This is a genomic window from Methylomonas rapida, from assembly GCF_024360925.2.
Taxonomy (GTDB): domain Bacteria; phylum Pseudomonadota; class Gammaproteobacteria; order Methylococcales; family Methylomonadaceae; genus Methylomonas; species Methylomonas rapida.
In genome coordinates, this window is record NZ_CP113517.1 from 388,937 (window position 1) to 415,364 (window position 26,428).

Below are 26,428 nucleotides of genomic sequence, written 5' to 3' on the forward strand. Positions count from 1 at the left end.
ATGATTTTTCCAGGATGAACAGGAAAACCTATGCAAGTATTCGGTATAGGTGCGGATTTATCCGTACAGTGCGAATGAATTCGCACTTACCAATGCCGAGATTATTTCCCACATATTCCTTGCCAGCATAAATTACGGCCCTCTATCAGTGAACGCATAACGGTCATGATTCCTGAAGATTCTCGTGTATCGCGTGCTTTTCGTGGGCGACTGCTGTTTTTGCTTGGAAGTTAGCGTAGGAGTGACGCTCTCGTCGCTACGAAGGCGGCGCTCCCACAAAATGCAGTTATTTGCCGAGATGATGCTTGTTAATGTTGTCAGCTTATTTGGAGCAAAATGCTAAGCCGCAATGCCGTTATGTCTGAGCAGTGCATCGATATTGGGGTCACGGCCACGAAAGTTTTTGAACAATGTCATCGCGTCGTTACTGCCGCCTTGCTCCAAAATATTATGCAGGAAGGATGCTCCCGTCGCGCGGTCGAAGATGCCTTTTTCTTCGAATAACGAGAAGGCGTCCGCCGATAAAACCTCCGCCCACTTGTAGCTGTAATAACCCGCCGCGTAACCGCCCGCAAAAATGTGCGAAAAACTATGAGCGAAACGGTTGAACTCAGGCACCTTGACCACGGCAACTTGATCTCGGATTTGCTGCAGGATTTGGTAGATGCGGCCGCCTTTGGCTGGGTCGTAATCGAGATGGATTTTGAAATCGAACAGGCTGAATTCGAGTTGACGCACCATCAGCATGCCAGCCTGGAAGTTTTTGGCGGCCAGCATCTTGTCAAACAGCGCATCCGGCAGCGCTTCGCCGGTTTGGTAATGACCGGAAATCAGCGTCAGCGCCTCTTTTTCCCAGCACCAGTTTTCCATGAACTGACTCGGGAGTTCTACCGCATCCCATTCCACGCCGCTAATGCCGGAAACGCCAAGATAGTCAACTTGCGTCAGCATGTGATGCAGGCCGTGGCCGAATTCGTGAAATAGCGTCTGCACTTCGTCGTGGGTCAGTAGGGCAGGTTCACCGCCAGCCGGTGGCGTAAAGTTGCAAACCAGATAGGCAACCGGAATTTGCACGCCATCGGCCAATTTTTTGCGGCTAATGCAATCATCCATCCAGGCGCCGCCGCGTTTTTTGCCGCGCGCGTATAAGTCTAGGTAAAAACGCCCGCGCAGTTGGTCATGCTGGTCTTTGATTTCGAAGAAGTGCACATCGGGATGCCAGGCGTCGAAATCCGTGATTTCACGAATGTTCAAGCCATATAGCTTTTCGACAATCGCAAACAGGCCGGGAAGCACGCGATTGACCGGAAAATAGGCTTTTACTTCCTCTTGCGATAGTTGGTAAAAATGCTGGCGCATTTTTTCGGAATAATAACCAATGTCCCAGGCTTGTAAGTCATGCAAGCCATGCTCGTCGGCCGCGAACGCCTTTAATTCGGCAAGGTCGCGGCGCGCTTGACGCCAGGATTTGTCCGCCAGATCCTCCAGAAACGCGATTACTTCATGGGTGTTTTCCGCCATCTTGGTTGCCAGAGAGTATTCGGCATAGTTGGCGAAACCCAGCAATTGCGCCTTTTCGTGGCGTAGCGCGAGGATTTTCTCCATGATTTCGGAATTGTCCCATTTACCGGCATTCGGACCTTGATCGGAGGCACGGGTCGAAAAGGCTTCGTAATGCTCCCGGCGTAGTTCGCGATTGTCGGCGTAGGTCATCACGGCCAGATAGGATGGAAATTGCAGGTTGATCAACCAGCCTTGCTTGCCCTCATTCGTTGCGGCTTGTTCGGCTTGAATCAAGGCTGATTCCGGCAGGCCCGCCAAATCTTCGGCGTTGGTTAGTAATTTGCTCCAGGCATTGGTGGCATCGAGCAAATTCTCCTCGTATTGGCTGGAGAGCTTCGATAACTGCTGGCTGATGTCCTTGAAGCGGACTTGTTGCTCGGCGGGAAGATCGACGCCGGACAAATGAAAATCACGCAATGCATTGTCTATGATTTTTTGTTGTGCACGGTCGAGGGAGGAAAACGCGGGGCTATTGCGGATGGCTTGATAGGCTTCAAACAGTGCCCTGTTCTGTCCGACTTCGGTGGCGTATTCGCTAAGTTTGCCGAGACAGGCGTTATAAGCGTCGCGCATCGCGTCGCTGTTGACTACCGAATTCATGTGGCTGACGGGCGACCAGGCCTTGTTCAGGCGATCTTCGGCATTTTCGATCGGCTCTACCAGGTTTTGCCAGGAATAAGGGCCGCCGGAATGCAATTGCCGCGCGATGGTTTGGCGCGCATCGGCCAGCAGTTGATCGATGGCGGGTTCCACATGTTCCGGCAAGATTTTGGAAAATTGTGGCAGTTCGGTGTCTTCTAGCAGTGGATTGGTCATGGGTGTCGACGCTGTATTGAAGGAAAAGAATTAGGATAGCAAACGCATGACGGCATCGATCCTGTCGTGCGCCTTGCGCAAAATAGCCAGCGAAAAGTCTGGGTCGAGTTTGCCCTCGCTGATTTTGGCGTAAGCGGGAACCGAGTTGATATACGGCAGATCCCTGGCTTGCTGGTTGCCGAAATAACTGTGCAATTTTGCCAGAATCACGATGTCGGCAATGCCGAGGCAATCGCCACTGTCGTGATGCCAATCTTCGGCTAAATTGGGAATGTTGCAGAGATTCGCGGAGAAACCCAGTGTGTGTAACACCAAATAACCGACGGGGCCACGCAGGTACGGGAAAGCGGTTTCCAATTCCGCCAGGTCGGGGTAGTGTTCGGGAAATTGTTCCGCAAAGTGCAGCAACGGGATAGCTCCAATGTCGCAAATCAAACCCGCCAGTAAGGCGTCTTCCGGTGGGATGTCGCTACATTCCTGAGCCAATACGAAGCAAAGGCTGGAAACATACAAGCTGTTTTTCCACAATTTTTGCATCCCTTTCAACAACTCGCGGTCCTTGGAATTGAATAACTGTTTGATGCTGATGCTTAGCACCAAATTGCGCGTAGCATCCAGGCCAATACGGTTGACGGCGTCGTGACAATTATTGATTGCTACCGTGGTGGCATATAAGGGGCAATTCGCCACTTGAATCAGCTTGGCCACGATGGCCGGTTCGACTTGGATGATTTCCACGGCATCATGGATGCCAATATCCTGAAGCATCGCGCGTTGCAGCTTGAAAGCGACATTCGGCAATGAGGGCAGGCGTAGTCTGTTTTCTCTATAGGCATGGGCAAAACTGTTGAAAAAATGCTGATTGCTGATCTCTTCGGGTAACTCCAGGTCTACCAGTTCGATACAGGAAAGATTTTCTTGCCGTTGATGAGTCCAAAGGCGGTTCAAATCCGCGGAAATCTTAAGAATGCTGACCTCTGTCAGTGCCATGGCCGTGGCGCCGAAGGATTTGCCGCTGTTTAACGGGAGGGCCGCCAAGCCGGTGCTTTCTTTGACCTGGTAACTATCCTCGCTGTCAGGCTGCATTTGCAGTTGCCCCGCCATTAAATAATAAACGGCGTCAGAGGATTGGCCTCGAATGAATACGGTGGCGTCTCTGGGATAAAGCGCCATGACATGAGGGAGGTTGGTCAGCGTTTGCTCATCGAGATCACGCAAAGGAGCAAAGCGCTTCAATTGTTCGACGGTCAGATTCTGTTCGCATTCGATCAACGGCCGAGTGGGCTTGATCGCCGCCGTTTCCCCGGTTTGAGCGGCAAATGCCCGTGGGATGGGCGGAGTTTTACCTGTGTCGGTATTGGTCCTTGGGAATATCTTTTCAAGCCAATTCATTGCTAGGACCTAAAAAAACTAACGGCTTCGGCTATTTGTTGTTTGGCTTCCTGTAATGCTTGCAAGGACATGTCCGGCGTCAGTGCGCGCTCGCCAAGCTTGGTGAAGGCGGGTAATGTATGTAACGGGGGAAGTTTTTGCCCGCTCGGGCCGCCGAGGAGCGCATGAAAACGCGCCAATAGAACGATGTCGCCCGGCTGCAAAATCGGATTGTCATCATGGTACCAGTGACTGGACTGATTGGGGATTTGTTGCAGATGCTCGGGGAAAGCCCATTTTTTTAGAATGTAGTTGCCCACAAGGCCTTGTAGGACCAGCAATGTTGCATCGAGGTCTTGCTCGGTATAAGGGGTACTTTTGAGGTTTTCTGCATAGGTAATGATCGGCAGGGCGCCGATATTGTGCGTTAAGCCGGCCAAAAGCGCTTCGTCGGGATTGATTGTGCGCGTCAGGTTGGCCAGGGTGTGGCTGAGGCTGGCGACTTGAATGCTTTGCTTCCAAATCTGTTGTACGCGATTATGCAGTTGTTTGTTATTGCTGCGGAATAGGCTGTGCAGGCTGATGCTGGTGACCAAGTTTTGCGTGGTTCTCAGGCCTAGACGGTTTATCGCATCGTGGCTATTCGAGATTGGATTTATCGCGCGGTACAGCGGGCTATTGGCGACCTGTATCAGTTTGGAGGCGATGACGGAGTCGAGATTGACGATTTTGGCGGCATCGGCTATGCCAATATCCTGTTGCAATGCGCGGCGAAGCCTGATTGCTACATCCGGTAGCGTAGGGACTTGCAGGTCGTCCCGGCGAAAGGCGGCGCAAAAACCGGTGAAGAATTCGCTATTGCTCAGGCCCGGCGGGATGTCATCCTCGTTGATCAACGGATTGTTGACCAAGGCTGTTTGAGCGCCGTGTTGTAATGCCGACAAGGGCAGGTATGCAATTTGGCTGTGCGATTTGGCAATCGCGCTGAATTGATGCTCGGCATGGGCGGATAACGGGTAATAGGCTTTGAAGGTTTTTTCTTCTACGCTATAACCGCTGCCGTTGGCTGACTCGAGGAAGACATTGCCTGAGTAAAGGTAAGACAGGGACTCCGTGCTTTCGCCGCGTTTAAAAATGATTTGGCCTGGCTCGAAACTGCGTAGTGAGGCGTTTAGCGCAAGCAGTTCGGCGGCAGGCAGTTTGCCGATGGGTATCAGTTGTTGCAAGAAATCGAGCGCCAGGGCGGGCGGCAAGTCGTTGTGAGGGAGGGTTTCCGCTTGCTTGGGAGCCGCGGGTGACTTGAAGAATTTCCAGAACATCAGACTCGAGTGGAAAAGATGGTTAGCGCGGCATGGATTTTTGCCTTGGCGTCGTGCAGGATCGACAGGGTGTTTTCCGGGGATAATGCCATGCCCTTGAGTTTGCTGGCCGCCGGAATGGCCGTGATTGCCGGCAATTCGCCGTTGCCGTGTTTGCCGATCAGGCCATGTAAGCGCGCCAATACCACGATATCGGTCAACGATAATTCATTGGTGCTGTTTTGATACCAGTTTTTGGAGTTCAAGGCAACGTCGATGAATTCATCCGCAAATTGCCATTCCTTCAGTACGGTAGCGCCTACCACACCGCTTACCAGAGACAAGGCCCGCTTGATTTCATCCTCGATGATGAAATCCGCGGGCAGATTGGCAGCGAAGTTAAGGAACGGGATTGCGCCAATATCGCATATCAAGCCAGCCAATAAAGCGTCTTCGGGATTGGCTTGTTGACTGGTAGCCGCCAGTACATGGCATAGGGTCGATAGATACAGGCTTTGCTTCCACAGTCTTTCGAGGCGGAGCTTGATTTGCGGCACTTTGCTTTTAAAAACTTGCCTGATGCTCAGTGCGATGACTAAATTGCGCGTGGCGTTCAGGCCTATGCGGTTGACTGCTTCCAGACAATTTCTGGCCGGAACGACCGTCAGATACAAAGGGCAGTTAGCGACCTCGATCAGTTTCGCGGAGATCACCGGATCCAATTGAATGATTTTTACGGCATCCTCAAGATTGACGTCTTTTTCTATGGCTTGGCGCAATTTCAATGCGACTTCGGGCAGTGAGGGCACCTCGAGCTCGTGATTTTGATAATGATCGACGAATAGGGCCAGCAGACGATTGTCGCGAGCATTTTCCGGAATTTCTATCGCCCTGTGTTGAAAGCGATTGCAGGTGGACATGATGTTCAGCGAAACCTTGAGGATGCTGATGTCGGTCTGGGCAACGGCCGTGGTTGTGTGTTTGGCGCCGCTGCAAATGGGGAATTTGGCTTGAGCGCTGTCAGCCTTGATCTCATAGCTTCTGCCGTTTTGATCCGTGAAGCTGATGATGCCGCTGATCAGATAAATCGCACAATCCGCCGGCGAGTCAATCGTAAATAACGTGGTGCCGGCGGAGATCAATTCCACATGATTTTGCTCGGCAAAGCTTTGTCTGATTTCTTCGCTGAAGGTTCTGACAGGAAACAGTTTGGCGAGAATTTCGGGCGATACTTTATCGCCGAAACGCGGTCCGGGCGTGTCTGACTGGTCTTTGTTGAAAAACGCCTTTATTGAAGCCATGTCATTCTAGGTTTGGAGCTTTGAGTCCCGGCATGTTTGTTCGATTCTCGCTCATTATAGTCCAAGGTCAAGCGTCAAGCTGGGGTCGGGCTGCCGCGCTCCTCGTTGAGCAATGCGATCACTTCCTGGGTTTCCGGGCGAACGCCACGCCATAAATAAAATGCTTCGGCCGCCTGTTCGACAAGCATGCCCAAGCCGTCCAAGCTCTTTCGTGCCTGCTGCGCGATGCCCCAGTGTACAAATGCCGTGGGTTGATTGCCGTAGGCCAGGTCGTAGCAGCAACCGTTTGGCGCCAGTAGGCCTGGCGGCAGTGGGGGGAGTTGGCCGCTGAGGCTGGCCGATGTGGCGTTGATGATCAAGTCGAACAGTTGATGGCCGAGACTGGGATAGTCGCTGCTGCTCAATGTACCTAAATCAGCGAATTCGTGGACGATGGTTTCGGCTTTGTCGAGGGTTCGATTGGCGATGGTGATTTGGCTGGGCCGATGTTCGAGTATCGGCGCCAAAATGCCTCTGGTAGCGCCGCCGGCGCCGAGAATCAGGATTCGGCTCGCGTGCAGTTCGATGTGGTGATTTACGGTCAGATCGTTGACCAAGCCGATACCGTCGGTATTATCGCCAAGGATGAGGCCGTCAGATTGTTTTGCCAGCGTGTTGACGGCTTTGCCCAGGCGGGCGCGCTCGGTCAAGCAGTCCGCATATTGCCATGCCAGCTCTTTTAAGGGCACCGTACAGTTCAAGCCTTTGCCGCCGTTTTGGAAAAAATGTTCCGCGCTGGCTTTGAATTTGTCGGCCGGTACGTCTTCGGCGACATAGCTCAGGTTTTGCGCCGTCTGCTCGGCGAACAGGCGGTGAATGCGCGGGGATTTGCTATGGCTAATCGGATGGCCGAAAACGGCATAGTTATCAGGCGCTGTCATTGTCACGATGTTTGAGTGTCCATTTATGCCAAAGAAAGGTGGCTATGACCGCGGCCACGCCCAATCCACTACAGATCCAGATGAAGGCTTCGACATAGGCAATGATGATTGCGCTGGCAACCAGATAGCAGCCTATCAACATGAATTGCCAGCCTATCCGCCTGCCATCCAGTATCGTTGACATGGCTAGTAACAGCAATATCACCAGGCTGGCGCTGGTTTCCGTCAGTTGCCCCGATTTTTGGATGAAAAACGCCGCGCCGACGATTACAAGGGTCAACAGCCAATGCGAGGCTTGTTCCTTGACAATCTCGCCAAACTCAATTTCACCGGTCTTGGATTGCAACCAGGAAACCAAGATCGACAGTAGGCCGAACACCACGACCATGAATAGCCAATAACCATAGCCATCATGACGGGAAAAGTCGGTAACGACCATGCCTATCAGCGACAAAAGCAGCATCACGATGAAGATGGTTTGTTCCAGCCCGAAATAACGGGGGGCGACGAAGAGCTCTTCGATGTCTTCTGAGTTTTCTTCTGACATGGTTACGGTATCCTAAAGAGGGTTATGAATTGAGCCATTGAGCCGCGCTTTTGGCAAAATAAGTCAAGATGGCATCGCAGCCGGCCCGTTTGAATGCCAGTAGCGATTCCATGACGACTTGTCTTTCATCCAGCCAGCCGTTTTGTGCGGCGGCTTTTAGCATGGCATATTCGCCGCTGACTTGGTAGGCAAAAGTTGGCACACCAAATTGGTCCTTGGCGCGGCGGATGATGTCCAAATAAGGCATGCCGGGTTTGACCATGATCATGTCGGCGCCTTCCTGCAAATCCAAGGCAATTTCCCGCAAAGCCTCGTCAGAGTTGGCAGGGTCCATTTGATAGCTGTATTTATTGCCGCCGGCCAGATTGGTGGCGGAGCCCACCGCATCACGGAATGGACCATAGAAACTCGAAGCGTATTTGGCCGAATAGGCCAGGATGCGCGTGTTGATATGGCCATTGCTTTCCAGGGTTTTGCGGATGGCGCCGATCCGGCCGTCCATCATGTCCGACGGGGCGACGATGTCGGCGCCGGCTTCGGCGTGGGACAATGCTTGCCTGCAAAGCACTGCGACGGTTTCGTCGTTGATCACGTAGTCTTGTGCGTCCAGCAGGCCGTCTTGTCCATGCGAGGTAAAGGGGTCGAGGGCCACATCGGTGATGACGCCCAGTTCCGGGAATGCTTGTTTCAAGGCTCTGATGCTACGTTGCGCCAATCCATCGGGATTGAAGGCCTCGCTGGCGTCCAGTGATTTCTGTTGGGGATCGATAACCGGGAATAAGGCGATGGCTGGAATGCCCAAGTCCAATAAAACTTCCGCTTCTTTCAGTAGCAAGTCCAGTGACAGGCGGTACACGCCCGGCATGGAGGCTACAGGCTGTTGCTGCTTATGGCCTTCAATGACGAATAACGGGCAAATCAGGTCATCGGTCGATAAACGATTTTCGCGCATCAGGCGGCGGGAAAACGCTTGGTAACGCATTCTGCGTAATCGAGTGGCAGGGAAAAAGTCGTTAGGGTGTGACATCTTTTCCATAGTAAAATAGTTAGGCGTGTTCTGGAGTAAGTTCAATCGTAATGATTGGATATTATTTGCATAATTATTGTAACAGTGTATCGATACAAGGGCGTTTGGATTTGCCGGCGATACGTTTTGAGGTGGTAACAACAGTCATGAAACGTCATTTAAAGATAGTACTCATTTTCTTATTTAGTGTTTTGGCAAATGCTTCGGTGATCGAAGCCGTCGCCGCGGCGGAGCTAACGGAGCCGCAAAAAGTCATTGAAGACGCCTCCAGCCAGTTGAAAGTTCGCATGCAAGATCCTGGCTTCACCAAGGATTTTCGAAAAATCACCGAATTCGTGCATTCGGTGATTTATCCGCATGCCGATTTCGATCTAATCTCTTCGTTGGTTTTGGGTAAGCTTTGGAAAGATGCGTCGCCAGACGAAAAAGACGCTTTCAAAAGGGAATTTCAAACGCTTTTGATCAGAACCTATTCGAGAGCGTTTGTCGAATTCAAGGAATGGTCGGTCAGATTTTTGCCGATCAATCCGGAAGAGGACCCACGCAAAGTCATGGTGAAAACCGAAATTTTGCAACCGGGTCTGCAGCCGATTGCGGTGAATTATCGAATGCTTAACACCAAAGGTGAATGGAAGGTATACGATATTTTGATAGAAGGTGTCAGTTTGGTGACCAACTACCGGACCAGTTTTAAAAACGAAGTTGAGCGCACGGGTTCGCTGCAAGAAGTCATCAACCAATTGGCGAAACGCAATAGCGAAGCGCTCTCTACCAGCAATCATTCCTAAAATGTTCTCTTGCTCCCCGGCTTTGATATAGACCGGGGAGATTCTCTTTATGCATTTCAACAAAGATTCTCTCTACGCCAATCCGCTGGGCGAAATAGCGGCATTCAAGTTTGATGAATCGGTGGTGAATGTCTTTCCGGATATGATTCGCCGCTCCGTGCCCGGTTATGGGGCGATCATTTCCGCGATAGGCATGCTCGCCGGGCGCTTTAGTCGGGCCGATAGTCTTTGCTACGATCTGGGCTGTTCGCTGGGGGCTGCGACCTTGGCAATGCGAGAGCGGATCGCGGCTGAAAATTGCTCGATCGTCGCTGTCGATAGCTCCGAGTCCATGATTACTCGCTTTAAGCGCAACCTGGACAGCGGTGGAGCGGGGGCCGAGGTTCGGGTGGTGTGCGCCGATATTCGGGAAATAGCAATCGAGCGGGCGTCGGTCGTCGTGTTGAATTTTACCTTGCAGTTCATTCCGCTGGAGGATAGGGCGTCTTTGCTGGCAAAAATTTATCAAGGTATGTTGCCGGGCGGCGTGTTGATATTGTCAGAAAAACTGCGCTTTGACGATCCAAGGCAACAAGCCCTGCAAGTGGACATGCATCAGCAATTCAAGAAAATGCAAGGCTATAGTGATCTGGAAATCAGTCAGAAGCGCACTGCTCTGGAGGATGTGTTGCTGCCGGAGTCGTTCACCGTGCATCAAAAGCGATTGCTCGAGGCTGGCTTCGCTAGTGCGGAAATCTGGTTTCAGTATTTCAATTTCGCATCGATGATCGCGCTGAAATGATCGATTATCAGGCGCTTGGAGAAGCGCTGGCGAGTGTCGGTGCGGGCGCTTGGTCGGAGCAGATTTGCAGGCAGGTGCAAGTCGCGCTCGATCAGCAATCTCATGGCGATTTGGCCCGTTGGCAAAAGGTGGTTGACGATTTGCACTGCGTAAGCCCGAGTAGCGTCGATTTACGGGAAGGTGTGCGCGTCGGTGTGCCGGATGATGTGTCCGAGGCGCTTCGTGGTCGCCTGCGCGAACACTTGATGGCGCTGCATCCATGGCGCAAGGGACCCTACCAGATATTCGGGATTGATATTGATACCGAATGGCGCTCGGATTGGAAATGGGATAGGCTAAAAAATCATATCGCTCCACTGGACAGGCGCTTGGTTCTGGATGTTGGTTGCGGTAATGGGTATCACTGTTGGCGCATGTTGGGCGCGCGCGCGCGCATGGTGCTGGGTATCGATCCCACATTGCTCAGCGTGATGCAATTTCAGGCGGTGCGTAAAATGTATGGTGAGGCTGCGGTCCACGTTTTGCCGTTAGGTATCGAGCAATTGCCGGTTGAGATGAGGTTGTTCGATACGGTGTTTTCGATGGGGGTTTTGTATCATCGCCGCTCGCCCATCGATCATTTGTACGAATTGAAAGGTTGCCTAAGGCCGGGCGGCGAATTGGTTCTCGAGACTTTGGTCGTTGCGGGTGGTGTGGATACGGTTTTGTTGCCCGGGCAACGCTACGCGCAAATGCGGAATGTCTGGTTTTTGCCGAGTTGCGATGCCTTGATCGTCTGGTTGCGGCGCTGCGGCTTTAAAAATATTCGGTTGATCGATGTTGCAAAAACATCCACTCAGGAGCAGCGCAGCACGGAGTGGATGCGTTTCAATTCGTTGGCGGATTTTCTCGATCCTGAAAATGCTGATCTGACTCGCGAAGGATTGCCGGCGCCAAGGCGGGCCATCATTACGGCTAACGCTTAACAATAAAAATGAGTTGCAAAATAAATGACCTGGTCTAAGCTAGAGATCGGGCTGAGCCGATTCTCTACGGGGGAGGAATTATCCTGGCCTATTTGAATTCCATATCCCGTTTAGGAGAAATATCATGAAAAGGCTTTTAACGATCTTGGTCCTGTGTCCTGTCTATGCGTTTGCCGCGCCGGTTAATGTCAATCGGGCCGATGCCGAAACGATTTCGGAATCCCTGACGGGAATTGGCCCGAAGAAGGCAGATGCCATCGTTCAGTATCGAAAGGAACATGGGGATTTTCAGTCATTGAAGGATCTGGAGAATGTCAGCGGCATTGGCGAGAAAACCCTTCAGGCCAATGAAAAAGACATTCGCTTCACGGATGATTTGAGCGATAAGTCATCCGCGGAAAAAGGTGCGGTAGCTGTGGATAAAAAAGGCGCCAGATAGTAAGCGCTAAGGATTGGGGTGCGTCGCCGGTCGCGGCGGCGCTCCTCGACGGCAGAGTTGGTGCCAGGTTGGCGGATGATTGATGCCGAATATTACGCGACCAATTCTCGAGGCAAATGAACTGTGAGCTACTGAGTTGCAGGCATTGACAGCCATCCCATTTCTATCATACAGTTACGGACGCATCACGAGTAGGTGATAAGCCTAGCAGATTGCGGCAGTTGGCAAAATCAGCTATTACTAATAATTAAAAACTTTCGGAGCACATCACATGGCAAGACCATTAATTCAAATGGCGTTGGACTCACTGGATTTCGACCAAACCGTGGCATTGGCGGATCAAGTGGCGCCATATGTGGATATTTTTGAAATCGGTACCCCTTGCATCAAATACAACGGTATCAACCTGGTTAAAGCGTTGAGAGAACGTTACCCTGACAAACTGTTGCTGGTTGACCTGAAAACCATGGATGCTGGCGAATACGAAGCCGGTGCATTCTATGCGGCTGGTGCCGACATCTGCACCGTATTGGGTGTGTCTGGTCTGGCTACCATCGGTGGCGTCATCAAGGCTGCGAAAAAACACGCGGCCGAAGTTCAAGTTGACCTGATCAACGTGCCGAACAAAGCAGAGTGCGCACGCGAATCTGCAAAATTGGGCGCGCAAATCATGGGCGTTCACACCGGTCTGGACGCGCAAGCCGCGGGCCAAACCCCATTTACCGACCTGAATGAAGTTGCCTCCTTGGGCTTGAACGTTCGTGTTTCTGTTGCTGGCGGTATCAAACCTGCGACTATTGATCAAACCGTTAAAGCGGGCGCAAACATCATCGTTGTTGGCGCAGCGATCTACGGTGCGCCGTCACCTGCCGAAGCAGCGCGTGAAATTCGTGAATTGGTAGAAGCAGCAGCGGTATAAGCCATGCATAGAGATTTAATCGTAAACAAAATTTCAGGTATTCTGGAAGCTACGCCGGATTCTTACGACAAAGCACTGACCGAACTGCTGGATCAAGCCAAGCGGATATTCGTATCCGGGGCTGGGCGTTCAGGCTTGATTGGTCGTTTTTTTGCGATGCGCCTGATGCACAGTGGCTACGACGTCAGCGTGGTGGGTGAAATCGTAACGCCAAGCATCAAAGCTGGCGATTTGCTGATCATCATCTCAGGTTCAGGTGAAACCGAGCAGTTGATTGCGTTCACCAAAAAAGCCAAAGAAATCGGCGCAAAAATCTGTTTGATTTCCGCAAAAGATGACTCGACCATTGGTGATATGGCTGATGTGACCTTGCAAATTGGCAGAGCCGAACAATACGGTAAAGTCAAAGGCATGCCGATGGGAACCGTGTTCGAACTGTCGACCCTGTTTTTCTTGGAAGCCACTATTTCTCATGTGATTCATGAAAAAGGCATTCCTGAAGAAGAGATGAGATCAAGGCACGCTAACCTAGAGTAAAAAGCTTAAGACCTGCGGCCTTTGGCCTGCAGGTCTTTTACATTTTGGGTGTCAAGGTATTACCGATTCCAGCAGTCTGACAATGTAGAGTGTGGTTTTGGTTGGCCTTGCAATTCACCAAGCCTCAGCCAGAACGATGTTTGGAGAAGCAAACGTCGAACCTAAACAAAATAATAAGGAGACCAACATGCCTTCGCGCCGAGACTTAGCGAACGCCATCCGCGCACTCAGCATGGACGCCGTACAAAAAGCCAACTCAGGACACCCTGGTGCCCCGATGGGGATGGCTGACATCGCAGAAGTATTGTGGAACGACTTTCTGCAACACAACCCCACCAATCCCAAATGGGCCAACCGTGACCGTTTCATCCTGTCCAACGGCCATGGCTCGATGCTGATTTATTCGTTGTTGCACTTGAGCGGCTACAACCTGCCGATCGAAGAACTGAAACAGTTCCGTCAATTGCACTCCCAAACCCCAGGCCATCCGGAATACGGTTATACCGACGGTGTCGAAACCACCACCGGTCCCTTGGGTCAAGGTATCACCAACGCGGTTGGTTTCGCGTTGGCCGAACGCACCCTGGCCGGCCAATTCAACCGTCCTGGCCATGACATCGTCGATCACCACACCTACGTATTCCTGGGCGACGGCTGCTTGATGGAAGGTATTTCCCACGAAGCCTGCTCGCTGGCCGGCTCCATGGGTCTGGGCAAACTGATCGCCTTCTACGACGACAACAACATCTCGATCGACGGTGAAGTGCGTGGTCACGGCAACGTGCACGGCTGGTTCCACGACGACACCCCGAAACGCTTCGAAGCCTACGGCTGGCACGTGATTCCAAAAGTCGACGGCCACGATCCGGAAGCGGTGAGAAAAGCCATCGAAGCCGCGAAAAAAGTCACCGACAAACCGTCCATCATCTGCTGCCAAACCATCATCGGTTTCGGTTCGCCGAACAAACAAGGCAAGGAAGAATGCCACGGTGCCGCGTTGGGCGAAGCCGAAGTGGCTGCGACCCGCGAACAACTGGGCTGGCCGCACGCCCCCTTCGAAATTCCGGCCGACATTCGCGCCGGTTGGGACGCCAAAGCCAAAGGTGAACGTCTGGAAAGCGCCTGGAACGAAAAGTTCGCCGCCTACAAAGCCGCGCATCCTGAACTGGCCGCCGAATTCGAACGCCGCATGGCCGGTGAACTGCCGAAAGACTGGCACGAAAAAGCCAATGCCTTCATCGCTGCCGTCAACGACAAAGGCGAAACCATCGCCAGCCGTAAAGCCTCGCAAAACGCCCTGAACGGCTTCGGTCCGTTGTTGCCTGAACTGATGGGCGGTTCCGCCGACCTGGCCGGCTCCAACCTGACCTTGTGGTCCGGCTGCAAAGACGTCTGCGCGCCAGGCCATGACGGCAACTACGTCTACTACGGCGTGCGCGAATTCGGCATGGCTGCGATCATGAACGGCATCGTGCTGCACGGCGGTTTCCGTCCGTATGGCGCCACCTTCCTGATGTTCAGCGAATACGCCCGTAACGCGCTGCGTATGGCCGCACTGATGAAAGCGCCGAGCATCTTCGTATTCACCCACGACTCCATCGGTCTGGGCGAAGACGGCCCGACTCACCAGCCGGTCGAACAAACCGCCACCCTGCGCATGATTCCGAACATGCAAGTCTGGCGTCCCTGCGACGCGGTGGAATCGGCCGTGAGCTGGAAAGCCGCGATCGACCGCCAAGACGGCCCGAGCACCTTGATCTTCTCGCGGCAAAACCTGCCGCACATGGCGCGCAGCCAGGCGCAGATCGATGCGATCAGCAAAGGCGGTTACGTGTTGCGTGGCGAAGGCACGCCCGATGCGATCATCATCGCCACGGGCTCCGAAGTCGAACTGGCCGTCAAAGCCGCCGAAGCGCTGGAAGCCAAAGGCAAGAAAATCCGCGTGGTGTCCATGCCGTCGACCAACGTGTTCGAAGCACAAGACCAAGCCTACAAAGACAGCGTATTGCCGCCTAGCGTCAGCAAACGCGTGGTCGTTGAAGCCGGTGTCACCGATGGCTGGTGGAAATATGTCGGCAGCCATGGCAGAATCGTCGGTCTGGACCGCTTCGGCGAATCCGCGCCGGCCGGACAACTCTTCAAAGAGTTCGGCTTCACCGTGGACAATGTCGTCGCCAATGTGGAAGCAGTGCTGTAAATAATGAAAAATTGAGGCCCGGCAAAGCGGGCCTCAATACCGTTTCAACGAATCATAGGTGATAAACGTGAAAAAAAATGAATTAACAAAAGCCGTATTGGCAGCTCTGGTTCTGGCTAGCTCCTCTGTAATGGCCGAATCCGACTACCCCGCGGCCGACTTTCAACCTAAAGTTGTTTACAACGACCCTGAATACAAACAAGCCGAGCCTGCTGCAAAAGCTGAGGCTGCCGCGCCTAAAGTAGCGGCTCAGGCTGCGCAAGAAGTTGAGGCTGATTCAGCATATCCTGCGACCAATTTCCAGCCGAAAGTGCTTTATAGCGATTCAGAATATAAACATAGTTCAGCCGCTCCGGCTGCTTCAGGTTCGACTTCGAAAGCCTCATCCGCGCCAAAATCCGCTGCCAGCGCCGCCAATGAAGTCATTCAAACGGAAAAAGCAGGCTCGACCGATTTTTCCATGATTGGTTTGCTGGTTCTGGCTGCTGCCGGTTTCTTGGTTTATAGCAAAAAATCCGGCGGTAAATCCTCTGCCGTAGCGGCAACTGAAGATTACAGCAGAGCGGGCGATTCGACAGGTGTTGAAAAATACCTGGAAAAAATCGGTGCAAACAAAACCGGCGTGGCCAAATATCTAGAAAAACAAACAGCAAATCCTGCGACAGGGGTTGCAAAATACATGGCCAAGCAAATCGTCAAAGACAAAGAGGCTGCCGCTGCTCGCGCTACTGGCGTTGAAAAATATTTGCGCGATAAAGCCTAATGCTTATGTGGGTAGTTCTGATTGAAAGCGTTGTTTGAGATCCAGGCTACCTGCATTAACACGACTTGGATATTGCTAAAGGGATCGCCACAAGTTGCGCCTTATTTGACTACCTTGTGTAGGCTGAGGTCGCGAGGAGTGGCGATTTTGCTTTTAAAGCCAAGCAGGCAAAGCGACTGAATTTTATGGGCAATTCCTGGCGTTTACCTTGGCGGTGAACGACGCAGAATTGCCGAAGTAGATTTAAATCCATTCATATTAACGAGGATATTTTCATGGCAAGAAACTTACTTGAGCAACTCCGCGAGATGACCGTTGTTGTTGCCGATACCGGTGACATCCAGGCGATCGAAACCTTCAAGCCGCGCGATGCAACGACCAACCCGTCTTTGATCACCGCCGCGGCGCAAATGCCGCAATATCAAGGCATCGTTGACGACACCTTGAAAGGTGCGCGTGCGACGTTGGGTGCCAGTGCTTCAGCTGCCGAGGTGGCTTCATTGGCGTTCGATCGTTTGGCGGTTTCTTTCGGTTTGAAAATCCTGGAAATCATCGAAGGTCGCGTTTCCACCGAGGTTGATGCGCGTTTGTCTTATGACACCGAAGGCACTATTGCCAAAGGCCGGGATCTGATCAAACAATACGAAGCTGCAGGTGTTTCCAAAGAGCGCGTACTGATCAAAATTGCCGCGACCTGGGAAGGCATCCAGGCAGCTGCCGTTTTGGAAAAAGAAGGTATTCACACCAACTTGACCCTGTTGTTCGGTCTGCACCAGGCGATTGCTTGTGCCGAAAACGGCATTACCCTGATTTCTCCGTTTGTTGGCCGTATTCTGGACTGGTACAAAAAAGACACTGGCCGCGACTCTTATCCTTCCAACGAAGATCCTGGCGTATTGTCTGTAACTGAAGTTTATAACTACTACAAAAAATTTGGTTATAAAACCGAAGTCATGGGCGCGAGCTTCCGTAACATCGGCGAGATCACCGAATTGGCGGGTTGCGATCTGTTGACCATCGCGCCTTCTCTGCTGGCCGAACTGCAATCCGTTGAAGGTGATTTGCCACGCAAACTGGATCCTGCAAAAGCAGCCGGTTCTTCGATCGAAAAAATCAGCGTTGACAAAGCGACTTTCGACCGCATGCACGAAGAAAACCGCATGGCCAAAGAAAAACTGGCCGAAGGTATCGACGGTTTTGCGAAAGCGCTGGAAACCTTGGAAAAATTGTTGGCGGATCGTTTGGCTGCTCTGGAAGCATAAAAAAAAGAGCGAATCGCGTGCGAAATCGCGCACGCGTTGCTTTTCCGATTTGCAAGGCCGCCGAATCGAGTACGCGGCCTTCGTTCATTATTGATAGGATAAATTTCATGACAAAAATCTTAGATGTTGTAAAACCCGGCGTTGTCACCGGTGAAGATGTGCAAAAAATTTTCGCAATCTGCAAAGAAAACAACTTTGCCTTGCCAGCCGTCAACGTGATCAGTACCGATACCATTAATGCGGTATTGGAAGCGGCCGCCAAAGCCAAATCACCTGTTGTTATCCAGTTTTCAAATGGCGGCGCGGCTTTCGTTGCCGGTAAAGGTTTGAAATTGGAAGGTCAAGGCTGTTCGATTCATGGTGCCATTTCAGGTGCTCACCACGTTCACCGCATGGCGGAACTCTATGGTGTACCTGTCATTCTGCATACCGATCACGCGGCGAAAAAATTGCTGCCATGGGTAGATGGTATGCTGGATGAAGGTGAAAAATTCTTTGCGGCCACCGGCAAGCCTTTGTTCAGCTCGCACATGCTGGACTTGTCCGAAGAGAGCCTGGAAGAAAACATCGAAATCTGTGGTAAATACTTGGCGCGCATGGCAAAAATGGGTATGACCCTGGAAATCGAACTGGGCTGCACCGGCGGTGAAGAAGACGGCGTGGACAATAGCGGCATGGATCATTCCGCGTTGTACACCCAGCCGGAAGACGTGGCTTACGCGTATGAGCACCTGAGCAAAATCAGCCCTAACTTCACGATTGCGGCTTCTTTCGGCAACGTGCACGGCGTTTACTCGCCAGGAAACGTCAAGCTGACGCCAAAAATTCTGGATAACTCGCAAAAATACGTATCCGAAAAATTCGGCTTGCCAGCTAAATCATTGACCTTCGTATTCCATGGCGGCTCTGGTTCGTCTCCGGAAGAAATCAAGGAATCCATCAGCTATGGCGTAGTGAAAATGAACATCGATACCGATACCCAATGGGCAACCTGGGAAGGCGTGATGAACTTCTACAAGAAAAACGAAGGCTATCTGCAAGGCCAGATCGGCAACCCGGAAGGTGCCGACAAGCCGAACAAAAAATACTATGACCCACGCGTATGGCAACGTGCCGGCCAAGAAGGCATGGTTGCACGTCTGCAACAAGCATTCCAGGAATTGAATGCAGTAAACACGCTGTAAATCTTGCAAGGCGACAAAGAGGCGTTGTGCCTCTTTGTCGTTTTCTTCTGTCGTTGCCTGAGTGTCGAAAGTTTGACCCTTGCGACGAAGTCAAAAAGTTCTACATTTGAACTATCTTTGTAAAGCTTGATTCATCTTGATGAGCTTTTCTTCTAAAACAATGTTTTTTCTTGTATTATCGACAGGATAGCGGCCATCGATAATTAGCAAGCCATTAAATCAGTGTTGGTGGCCTATTTAATGCTTCTAATTTCCTAAAGGTAAAAAATGGCCAACGATAAGCCCAAAGAAGGTGGCAAAAAATCCCCCATGAAACTCTTTTTGATTCTGGCAATAGTGTTGCTTTTGCTGGGTGGAGGAGGTGCCGGGTACTACTTCTTCTTATATCGTCCAGCGGAGTCAGGCGAACATGCGCCGGCCGGCGCGGATACAAAAGACAAAAAGGAAAGCGCGGACAAGGCCGAAGACCATGAGCCGGAGACATATCACAGCTTGAATATGCCTTTGCTGGTTAATTTTCCGCCCGGTTCCAGTGCCAAAATTATCAAAATCTCAGTGGCAATTTTGGTGAGAGGGGAAACTGGCGTGGATGTGATAAAAAAACATGAACCCATGATCCGCAACAATCTTTTGATGGCCATTAGTTCGATCGGTGCGGAAAAGGCCAAAACCAAAGAAGGCAAACAGGAGTTGCGAGCGATGATGCTAAATGAAGTTGGAAAGGTAATGGAAAAAATGGCGGGAAAAAACACCGCCAAAGATATTTATTTTACTGAATTTGTAATGCAATAAATGTCAACCGCAGACCTTCTCTCGCAGGATGAAATCGACGCGCTGCTGCATGGCGTCGATGATGGCGACATCGAAACCGTTTATGAAGATGACGAGGCCAATAACGCGGCGCGGTTATATGATTTCAATAGTCAGGAGCGCATCGTTCGCGGCCGGATGCCGACATTGGAAATGGTCAATGAACGGTTTGCGCGTTATTTTCGGATTGCGTTGTTTAATTTTCTCAGGAGAGCGGCGGAAATTTCGGTATCAGGGATTCAGGTGCAAAAATTTTCTGAATTCATCCAGGGTTTATTCGTTCCGACCAATCTGAACGTCATTCGGATGGCGCCGTTACGCGGGCGCGCACTGATTGTGATGGAGCCTCGTCTGGTTTTTACCGCTGTGGACAATTTCTTTGGCGGCGGTGGTCAGTTTTATAACAAGGTCGAAGGCCGGGAGTTTACCCCGACGGAAATGCGGATCATCCGCTTGATTCTCGACATGATTTTCAAGGATTTAACCGAAGCGTGGAAACCGGTGATGGATGTCGGTTTCGAATACATCAATTCGGAAGTCAACCCGCAGTTTGCCAATATCGTCAGTCCTTCCGAAATCGTGGTGATTTCAACCATTCATGTGGAACTGGAAGGCGGCGGCGGCGACATCAATATCGCATTGCCGTACACGATGATAGAGCCGATTCGCGAATTGCTCGATGCGGTGACCAGTGACAGGGGCGAAGTCGACGGACGCTGGCAGGAGTCGTTGAGGGCCGAAATCATGCGTAGCGAGGTGACGTTGAACAGCAAGCTGATAGAAAAAGAAATGTCTATCAGCGAGGTGATCGAATTGAAAAAAGGCGACGTAATCCCTATTGAAATGCCGGAAACCGTCTTGCTGGAAGTTGAGAATGTTCCGGTGTTCAGGGGTAAACTGGGGTTGTCCGACGGCAATTATGCCATTGAAATCATAGAGAAAGTGTCATTGGACAATTTTTGATGCGTTAGGCAGGCTAGGAATATGAGCGAAAACGACGAATTAAGCGATGATTGGGCGGCGGCGATGCAAGAGCAATCCGAAGCCGGCGACGATTGGGCCGAGGCGATGCAGGAGCAGCAGGCAGCCGCCGCCAACAGCGCAGGCGGCTATGCGGCCGCGGAGTTTCCGAATCTGGAGGATTTAAAGCAGAAGCATTACGCCAATTCCGAGGAAGTCAAGCTGGATGTAATTTTAGACGTGCCAGTGACGGTATCGCTGGAAATCGGGCGCACCAAAATCAATATCAGGAATCTGTTGCAACTCAATCAGGGCTCGGTGGTTGAATTGGACCGCTTTGCCGGTGAACCGATGGACGTGCTGGTAAACGGGACGCTGGTAGCGCATGGCGAGGTGGTGGTGGTGAATGACAAATTTGGTATTCGGCTGACCGATATCATTAGCCCATCCGAACGTGTGAAAAAGTTGGGTTGATGGCGAGAAGACTATTGCCGGTATTGCTATTGAGTCTGTTGACTACGTTTGCCGCTCAAGCGGACACGGGCGAGGTACACAAGCCGTCGGCCAATATCGTGTCTCATGCCGATGTCATGCAATGGATGCTGGGCTTGGGCGCCGTGTTGGTGTTGTTTGGACTCTTCGTGTGGTTGCTGCGGAAAAGTGGAACTTTGGTCGGCGGCCACAAAAATGAATTAGCCGTGCTTTCCGGTTTGTCGTTGGGCATGCGAGAAAAGCTGGTGCTGGTTAAAGTAGGCGAGAAACAGTTGTTATTGGGCGTGACGCCGGGGCGGGTGGAAAAGTTGATGGAACTCGAAGGCGAATCCCGTCTGTTTTCAAGCCAGTCGGATAAGGGCGATAATGGCTCGTTCGCGAAAAAGCTGCAGCAGGCCTTGCAGGGAAGAACCGATGCATAGCCGGTGGGCATTATTTTCAATCATGGCGGCAGTTTGTTTGCTGCCTCAATATACATGGGCCGCGACGCCTGGAATAGACGCCATTACCGTAACCACCAACCCGAAAGGGGGTGAAACCTATACGGTCACGATACAAATCCTGGCGATCATGACGATGCTGACCGTGTTGCCGGCCTTGTTGCTAACCATGACGTCGTTTACCCGTATCATGATCGTTTTGGGCCTATTGCGACAGGCTTTGGGTACGCAATCGGCGCCGAGCAATCAGGTGTTGCTGGGGTTGTCGCTCTTTCTGACCGCCTTTGTCATGATGCCGGTGCTGGATAAGGTCAATGAAACCGCGGTTCAGCCTTATCTGGCAGAAAAAATCGACGTGACCACCGCATTGCAAAACGCCTCCGAGCCTTTCAAGCAATTCATGTTGAAGCAAACTCGAGAGGCTGATATCGACATGTTTGTCAGGATTTCCGGTAAGGATGCTATTAGCAAACCGGAAGATGTGCCGTTTTCGTTGCTGGTTCCGGCGTATGTCACCAGTGAGTTGAAAACGGCATTTCAAATAGGATTCTTGATTTTTTTGCCTTTTTTGGTGATTGACTTGGTGGTCGCGAGCGTCTTGATGTCGATGGGCATGATGATGTTGTCGCCCATGATAGTCTCTTTGCCATTCAAACTGATGTTGTTTGTGCTGGCCGACGGTTGGACCTTGGTGCTGGAAATGTTGGCAGCCAGCTTTTATGTCTGATTCGGAGTTGCCGGCATGACACCAGATACCATATCGACTATTGCGCAGGATACGGTTTGGGTTTCCCTGAAATTGATGGGGCCGATTCTTTTGTCATCCCTGGCGGTTGGCTTGGTGGTGTCGATGTTTCAGGCCGCGACATCGATACAGGAACAGACCCTGACTTTTATTCCGAAACTGGCCGCCATTATCACTGTATTGATGATAGCTGGGCCGGGCATGCTGCAAATGCTCATCGATTATTTCCAAGATTTGATGCGCGAAATTCCTCATTTGATAGGATGAGTTTTCGCGAAGACGAACTCATCGCCTTTCTTGCCTCATTCGTCTGGCCCTTCATGCGAGTGAGCTCTATGTTCATCACCATCCCCGTACTCAGTAATAAAAACGTGCCGGCTAGGTTACGGGTGGTGCTGAGCATGTTGATCACGTTTGTGATTTGGCCCGTGCTACCCGAGATGCCCGCTGTCGAGTTGTTCAGTGCGGACGGCTTGCTGGTTACGATTCAACAGGTGGTGATTGGTATCAGCGCAGGCTTTATTTTGCAAATGGTGTTTTCCATCATGCTGTTTGCGGGACAAGCGATTGCCTATGGCATGGGATTGGGATTCGCCTCTATGGTCGACCCCGCCACGGGCATACAAACACCGGTTATCGCGCAACTCTTTGTGCTGGCTTCCAGCTTGCTGTTTCTGGCGGTCGACGGCCATCTGCTGTTGATTGAAATGTTGGCGCAAAGTTTTAAAACCTTGCCGGTTGCCGAGGTGGGGTTTGATCAGGCCGATTTATGGCGGATCATTGCCTGGAGTAGTCAAATATTTGCCGGCGGCTTGTTGTTGGCCTTGCCTATCCTCTCTGCCTTGCTTTTTGTCAACATCAGTTTCGGCATTGCCTCCAAAGCGGCGCCGCAACTGCAACTGTTTGGCGTCGGCTTTCCGATTACCATTTTGTTGGGCATGGTATTGATTTGGATTGGGCTCGCCAGCCTGCTGGAAAGTCTTGCCGGTTTGCTACATGAAGGCCTTATGTTTATCAGTGATTTGCTGAGGATACGCTGATGGCGGAAGATTCCGGTCAGGATAAAACCGAAGAACCTACCGGTAAGCGCATATCGGATGCGCGCAAGAAAGGTCAGGTCCCCCGGTCCAAAGAACTCAACACGTTCATCACCTTGATCGTCAGCGCGGCCCTATTTGTTTCAATGGGCCAATATATGGTACGCGGCTTGCTTAAAATGATGAAGCACCAGTTTGATTTGTCGCGCCCCGTGATATTTGATCCCGCTACTCCGTTGATTTATTTCAAATTGGCAATAATGGAGGGCTACACGGTGGTGGCGCCCTTGATGATCATCCTGATGATCGCCGATTTATTGACGCCGATGTTGATGGGGGGCTGGAATTTCTCCAACGAAGCGTTTGAGCCGAATTTCGCCAAGCTCAATCCCCTGACGGGTATTAAAAAGATCATCGGCATCCAGGGCGTCGTGGAGTTGATCAAAGCCATCATTAAAGTGTTGTTGATAGGTTTCGTGGCATGGAATTTGTTCAAAATCTATTTCGACGATTTCATGAGTTTGAGTCAGTTCGATCCGGAGCAAGCCATTGCCCGTGCCGGTGAAATCATCGTGACATCGGTATTGGTGTTGAGTGCGACCCTTTTATTACTGGTGCTCATAGACGTGCCGTATCAATTGTGGCATCACCGTCAGCAATTGATGATGACCAAACAGGAAGTGCGCGATGAAATGAAAGAGTCGGAGGGCAGTCCCGAGGTAAAGGGTAAAATCCGGCAAATGCAAATGCAGGCCGCGCAGCGGCGCATGATGGAAGCGGTGCCGACTGCCGACGTGATCGTGACCAATCCGACGCATTTCGCGGTGGCATTGAAATATGATCCCAACGGGAATGGCGCGCCGATACTGGTGGCCAAGGGCGTGGACCTGATAGCGGCGCAAATCCGTAACATCGCATTGTCCAACAAGGTTACCTTGGTGGCGGCTCCGACCTTGGCGAGAGCGTTATATTATTCCACCGAGTTGAATCAGGAAATTCCGCGCGGCTTGTTCCTGGCGGTGGCGCAAGTACTGGCCTATGTTTTTCAGCTGCGGGCGGCAACCCAAAATGGCTGGATCAAGCCGGTTCCACCGACTGACGTGCCGGTGCCGGACGAATTCAGGCAATAAGATAGCATCGAGTCCAGCATGGATTTTACAAAAATCATTAATACCTTGAAGACGTTGACCAGCATGGGGCTGGGCGCGCCATTAGTCATCCTGATGCTGTTGGCGTTATTGGTGTTGCCGCTGCCGGCGTTTTTGCTGGATTTGTTTTTCACCTTCAACATTGCGTTTTCGCTGATTATTTTGCTGGTGGTGATATACACCTTGAAGCCGTTGGAGTTTGCGTCGTTTCCGACCGTGATTCTGGTGGCGACACTGTTGAGGCTGGCACTGAACGTGGCGTCGACCCGGGTGGTCTTGATGAAGGGGCATGAAGGCGCGGATGCCGCCGGCAAGGTGATCGAGGCTTTCGGTTCGTTTGTCATCGGCGGGAATTTCGCGGTTGGCGTCGTCGTGTTCGCCATTCTGGTGGTGATCAACTTCGTCGTGGTGACCAAGGGGGCCGGCCGGGTGGCCGAGGTGAGCGCACGGTTCACGCTGGACGCGATGCCCGGCAAGCAGATGGCGATCGATGCGGATTTGAACTCCGGCCTGATCAATCAGGATCAGGCTAGGGCGCGGCGCGAGGAGGTGGCGGCCGAAGCCGACTTTTACGGTTCCATGGACGGTGCCAGTAAATTCGTGCGCGGCGATGCGGTAGCCGGCATCATTATTCTGTTTGTCAACATGATAGGCGGATTGGCGATAGGGGTTGCTCAGCATGATATGAGTTTTGCCGATGCCGCCAATCTTTATGTGTTGCTGTCGATTGGTGATGGCTTGGTGGCGCAGATTCCGGCCTTGTTGTTGTCTGTCGCCTCGGCAATGGTGGTCACCCGGGTCCGGGGCAGCACGCAGGACTTGGGTCAGCAGGTGTCCACGCAATTATTCCAGGACCCGAGAGTCTTGAGTGTCAGCGCCGGTGTCATGGGGTTGATGGGCATCATTCCCGGCATGCCGAATCTGGTATTTATCTTGTTGGCGGCGGCGCTGGCAGGAGGCGCTTATCTGATCGACAGGCGGCGCAAGCTCGAGGAGGAAAAGGCGCTGGAAATGGAGCGCATCGTGTCGCCGCAGCAGCAACTGGCCAAAGCCGAAATCAAGGAGTTGGGGTGGGACGATGTGATGCCGGTCGATACCATCGGTTTGGAAGTGGGCTATCGCTTGATTCCATTGGTCGATAGAAACCAGGGCGGACAGTTGATGACGCGCATCAAAGGTGTGCGGAAAAAACTGTCGCAAGAACTGGGTTTTTTGATCCCGTCAGTGCATATTCGGGACAATTTGGATTTATCGCCGGCCGCTTATAGGATTTCGTTGATGGGCGTTACCGTTGGAGAAGCTGAAATCATGCCGGAGAAGGAAATGGCGATCAATCCGGGGCGGGTGTTTGGATCCTTGCAAGGCATTGCGTGCAAGGATCCGGCCTTTGGCCTGGATGCGGTATGGATAGATGGCGCGCAGAAGGATCATGCCCAAACCCTGGGCTACACCGTGGTCGATCCCGGGACGGTCGTGGCAACTCATCTCAGCCATATTTTGCAAACCAATGCACACGAGTTGTTCGGCTACGAAGAAGCGCAGCAATTGATGGACAATCTGGCCAGGGTGGCGCCCAAGCTGGTGGAGGATTTGGTGCCCAAAACGCTGCCGCTGGGCATCATCGTCAAAGTCTTGCAAAATCTGTTATTGGAAAGAGTGTCGATACGCGATATTCGCTCGATTGCCGAAACTTTGGCGGAGTATGGGACCAAGAGTCAAGATCCGGACATCTTGACGTCGGCGGTCCGGTCGGCCCTTGGGCGCTCAATTGTCCATGAAATCAATGGGGTACAGATGGAAATCCCCGTGATCACCCTGGATCCAACTTTGGAACAAATCTTGCAAAGATCATTGCAGACGGCGGGCGAAGGCGGTGCAGGATTGGAACCCGGTTTGGCGGAACAAATGCATCAGTCGCTGGAAGAAAGCGCTCAGCGCATGGAAATGGAAGGACAGGCTCCGATTTTGTTGGTTTCCTCGTTCATTCGGCCTTGGCTGGCGCGCTTCGTCCGTCATTCGATTCCCGGCTTGCATGTGCTGGCGTACAACGAAATCCCGCAGGACAGACAAATTCGGGTGGTTTCGACCGTTGGCCAGCGTGCTTAATGATTAACGAGG

At 52.0% G+C, this 26,428-nt stretch carries 26 protein-coding genes; 19 read left to right on the forward strand and 7 right to left on the reverse strand.

Features of this window, described 5'->3' with window-relative positions; genetic code table 11:
- Positions 1-339: 339 nt before the first annotated feature.
- The 7 genes from prlC to hemB form a co-directional block, all read right to left on the reverse strand.
- The gene (gene prlC, locus NM686_RS01780; RefSeq protein WP_255190237.1) at positions 340-2,379 is read right to left on the reverse strand and encodes an oligopeptidase A; all 2,040 of its coding nucleotides are present in this window, start codon (positions 2,377-2,379) and stop codon (positions 340-342) included.
- A gap of 30 nt (positions 2,380-2,409) precedes the next feature.
- On the reverse strand, positions 2,410-3,771 hold the full coding sequence (locus NM686_RS01785) for an HDOD domain-containing protein (RefSeq protein ID WP_255190238.1): 1,362 nt from the start codon (positions 3,769-3,771) through the stop codon (positions 2,410-2,412).
- 2 nt (positions 3,772-3,773) lie between these two features.
- A complete protein-coding gene (locus tag NM686_RS01790) occupies positions 3,774-5,069 on the reverse strand; it encodes an HDOD domain-containing protein (protein WP_255190239.1) in 1,296 nt (431 codons plus the stop codon).
- Entirely contained in the window at positions 5,069-6,349 is a 1,281-nt protein-coding gene (locus NM686_RS01795; protein WP_255190240.1) for an HDOD domain-containing protein, read from the reverse strand. Before NM686_RS01795 ends, NM686_RS01790 begins: the two co-directional genes overlap by 1 nt.
- Positions 6,350-6,423: 74 nt before the next feature.
- Positions 6,424-7,269 (reverse strand): shikimate dehydrogenase, encoded by an 846-nt coding sequence (gene aroE / locus NM686_RS01800; RefSeq protein ID WP_255190241.1) that lies wholly within the window; start codon positions 7,267-7,269, stop codon positions 6,424-6,426.
- Positions 7,256-7,816: a hypothetical protein gene (locus NM686_RS01805; RefSeq protein WP_255190242.1), complete on the reverse strand. Its 561-nt coding sequence runs from the start codon at positions 7,814-7,816 to the stop codon at positions 7,256-7,258. Before NM686_RS01805 ends, aroE begins: the two co-directional genes overlap by 14 nt.
- Before the next feature lie 22 nt (positions 7,817-7,838).
- Entirely contained in the window at positions 7,839-8,852 is a 1,014-nt protein-coding gene (gene hemB / locus NM686_RS01810) for a porphobilinogen synthase (protein WP_269022244.1), read from the reverse strand.
- A gap of 137 nt (positions 8,853-8,989) precedes the next feature.
- Between hemB and NM686_RS01815 the strand changes: the two genes are divergently transcribed.
- From NM686_RS01815 to flhA, 19 genes are all read left to right on the forward strand, one after another.
- A complete protein-coding gene (locus NM686_RS01815; protein ID WP_269022246.1) occupies positions 8,990-9,631 on the forward strand; it encodes an MlaC/ttg2D family ABC transporter substrate-binding protein in 642 nt (213 codons plus the stop codon).
- Between the two features lie 49 nt (positions 9,632-9,680).
- Positions 9,681-10,412, forward strand: a complete 732-nt coding sequence (gene cmoA / locus NM686_RS01820; protein ID WP_255190245.1) for a carboxy-S-adenosyl-L-methionine synthase CmoA — start codon at positions 9,681-9,683, stop codon at positions 10,410-10,412.
- Positions 10,409-11,377, forward strand: a complete 969-nt coding sequence (gene cmoB, locus NM686_RS01825; protein WP_255190246.1) for a tRNA 5-methoxyuridine(34)/uridine 5-oxyacetic acid(34) synthase CmoB — start codon at positions 10,409-10,411, stop codon at positions 11,375-11,377. The genes cmoA and cmoB overlap by 4 nt, the downstream gene beginning before the upstream one ends.
- Before the next feature lie 124 nt (positions 11,378-11,501).
- Positions 11,502-11,816, forward strand: a complete 315-nt coding sequence (locus tag NM686_RS01830) for a ComEA family DNA-binding protein (protein WP_255190247.1) — start codon at positions 11,502-11,504, stop codon at positions 11,814-11,816.
- A gap of 271 nt (positions 11,817-12,087) precedes the next feature.
- Positions 12,088-12,735, forward strand: coding sequence for a 3-hexulose-6-phosphate synthase (gene hxlA / locus NM686_RS01835; RefSeq protein ID WP_255190248.1), 648 nt, complete (start codon positions 12,088-12,090; stop codon positions 12,733-12,735).
- A gap of 3 nt (positions 12,736-12,738) precedes the next feature.
- Entirely contained in the window at positions 12,739-13,272 is a 534-nt protein-coding gene (gene hxlB / locus NM686_RS01840) for a 6-phospho-3-hexuloisomerase (RefSeq protein WP_255190249.1), read from the forward strand.
- Between the two features lie 187 nt (positions 13,273-13,459).
- The gene (gene tkt / locus NM686_RS01845; RefSeq protein ID WP_255190250.1) at positions 13,460-15,469 is read left to right on the forward strand and encodes a transketolase; all 2,010 of its coding nucleotides are present in this window, start codon (positions 13,460-13,462) and stop codon (positions 15,467-15,469) included.
- 67 nt (positions 15,470-15,536) lie between these two features.
- Entirely contained in the window at positions 15,537-16,232 is a 696-nt protein-coding gene (locus NM686_RS01850; protein ID WP_255190251.1) for a hypothetical protein, read from the forward strand.
- A 275-nt stretch (positions 16,233-16,507) separates the two neighbouring features.
- Positions 16,508-17,494, forward strand: a complete 987-nt coding sequence (locus NM686_RS01855) for a transaldolase (protein ID WP_255190252.1) — start codon at positions 16,508-16,510, stop codon at positions 17,492-17,494.
- Positions 17,495-17,601: 107 nt separating this feature from the next.
- Positions 17,602-18,678 (forward strand): class II fructose-bisphosphate aldolase, encoded by a 1,077-nt coding sequence (gene fbaA, locus NM686_RS01860; protein WP_255190253.1) that lies wholly within the window; start codon positions 17,602-17,604, stop codon positions 18,676-18,678.
- Positions 18,679-18,945: 267 nt separating this feature from the next.
- Positions 18,946-19,470 (forward strand): flagellar basal body-associated FliL family protein, encoded by a 525-nt coding sequence (locus tag NM686_RS01865; RefSeq protein ID WP_255190254.1) that lies wholly within the window; start codon positions 18,946-18,948, stop codon positions 19,468-19,470.
- A complete protein-coding gene (gene fliM, locus NM686_RS01870; protein WP_255190255.1) occupies positions 19,471-20,451 on the forward strand; it encodes a flagellar motor switch protein FliM in 981 nt (326 codons plus the stop codon).
- A 21-nt stretch (positions 20,452-20,472) separates the two neighbouring features.
- Complete coding sequence (gene fliN, locus NM686_RS01875; RefSeq protein ID WP_255190256.1) at positions 20,473-20,922, forward strand: flagellar motor switch protein FliN; 450 nt, start codon at positions 20,473-20,475, stop codon at positions 20,920-20,922.
- Entirely contained in the window at positions 20,922-21,362 is a 441-nt protein-coding gene (gene fliO / locus NM686_RS01880) for a flagellar biosynthetic protein FliO (RefSeq protein ID WP_255190257.1), read from the forward strand. Before fliN ends, fliO begins: the two co-directional genes overlap by 1 nt.
- Positions 21,363-21,384: 22 nt before the next feature.
- Entirely contained in the window at positions 21,385-22,107 is a 723-nt protein-coding gene (gene fliP / locus NM686_RS01885) for a flagellar type III secretion system pore protein FliP (protein WP_269022252.1), read from the forward strand.
- A gap of 15 nt (positions 22,108-22,122) precedes the next feature.
- A complete protein-coding gene (fliQ, locus tag NM686_RS01890) occupies positions 22,123-22,392 on the forward strand; it encodes a flagellar biosynthesis protein FliQ (protein WP_255190258.1) in 270 nt (89 codons plus the stop codon).
- Complete coding sequence (fliR, locus tag NM686_RS01895; protein ID WP_255190259.1) at positions 22,389-23,165, forward strand: flagellar biosynthetic protein FliR; 777 nt, start codon at positions 22,389-22,391, stop codon at positions 23,163-23,165. Before fliQ ends, fliR begins: the two co-directional genes overlap by 4 nt.
- A complete protein-coding gene (flhB, locus tag NM686_RS01900; protein ID WP_255190260.1) occupies positions 23,165-24,292 on the forward strand; it encodes a flagellar biosynthesis protein FlhB in 1,128 nt (375 codons plus the stop codon). The genes fliR and flhB overlap by 1 nt, the downstream gene beginning before the upstream one ends.
- Positions 24,293-24,310: 18 nt before the next feature.
- On the forward strand, positions 24,311-26,416 hold the full coding sequence (gene flhA, locus NM686_RS01905) for a flagellar biosynthesis protein FlhA (protein ID WP_255190261.1): 2,106 nt from the start codon (positions 24,311-24,313) through the stop codon (positions 26,414-26,416).
- The last annotated feature ends 12 nt before the right edge of the window (positions 26,417-26,428 follow it).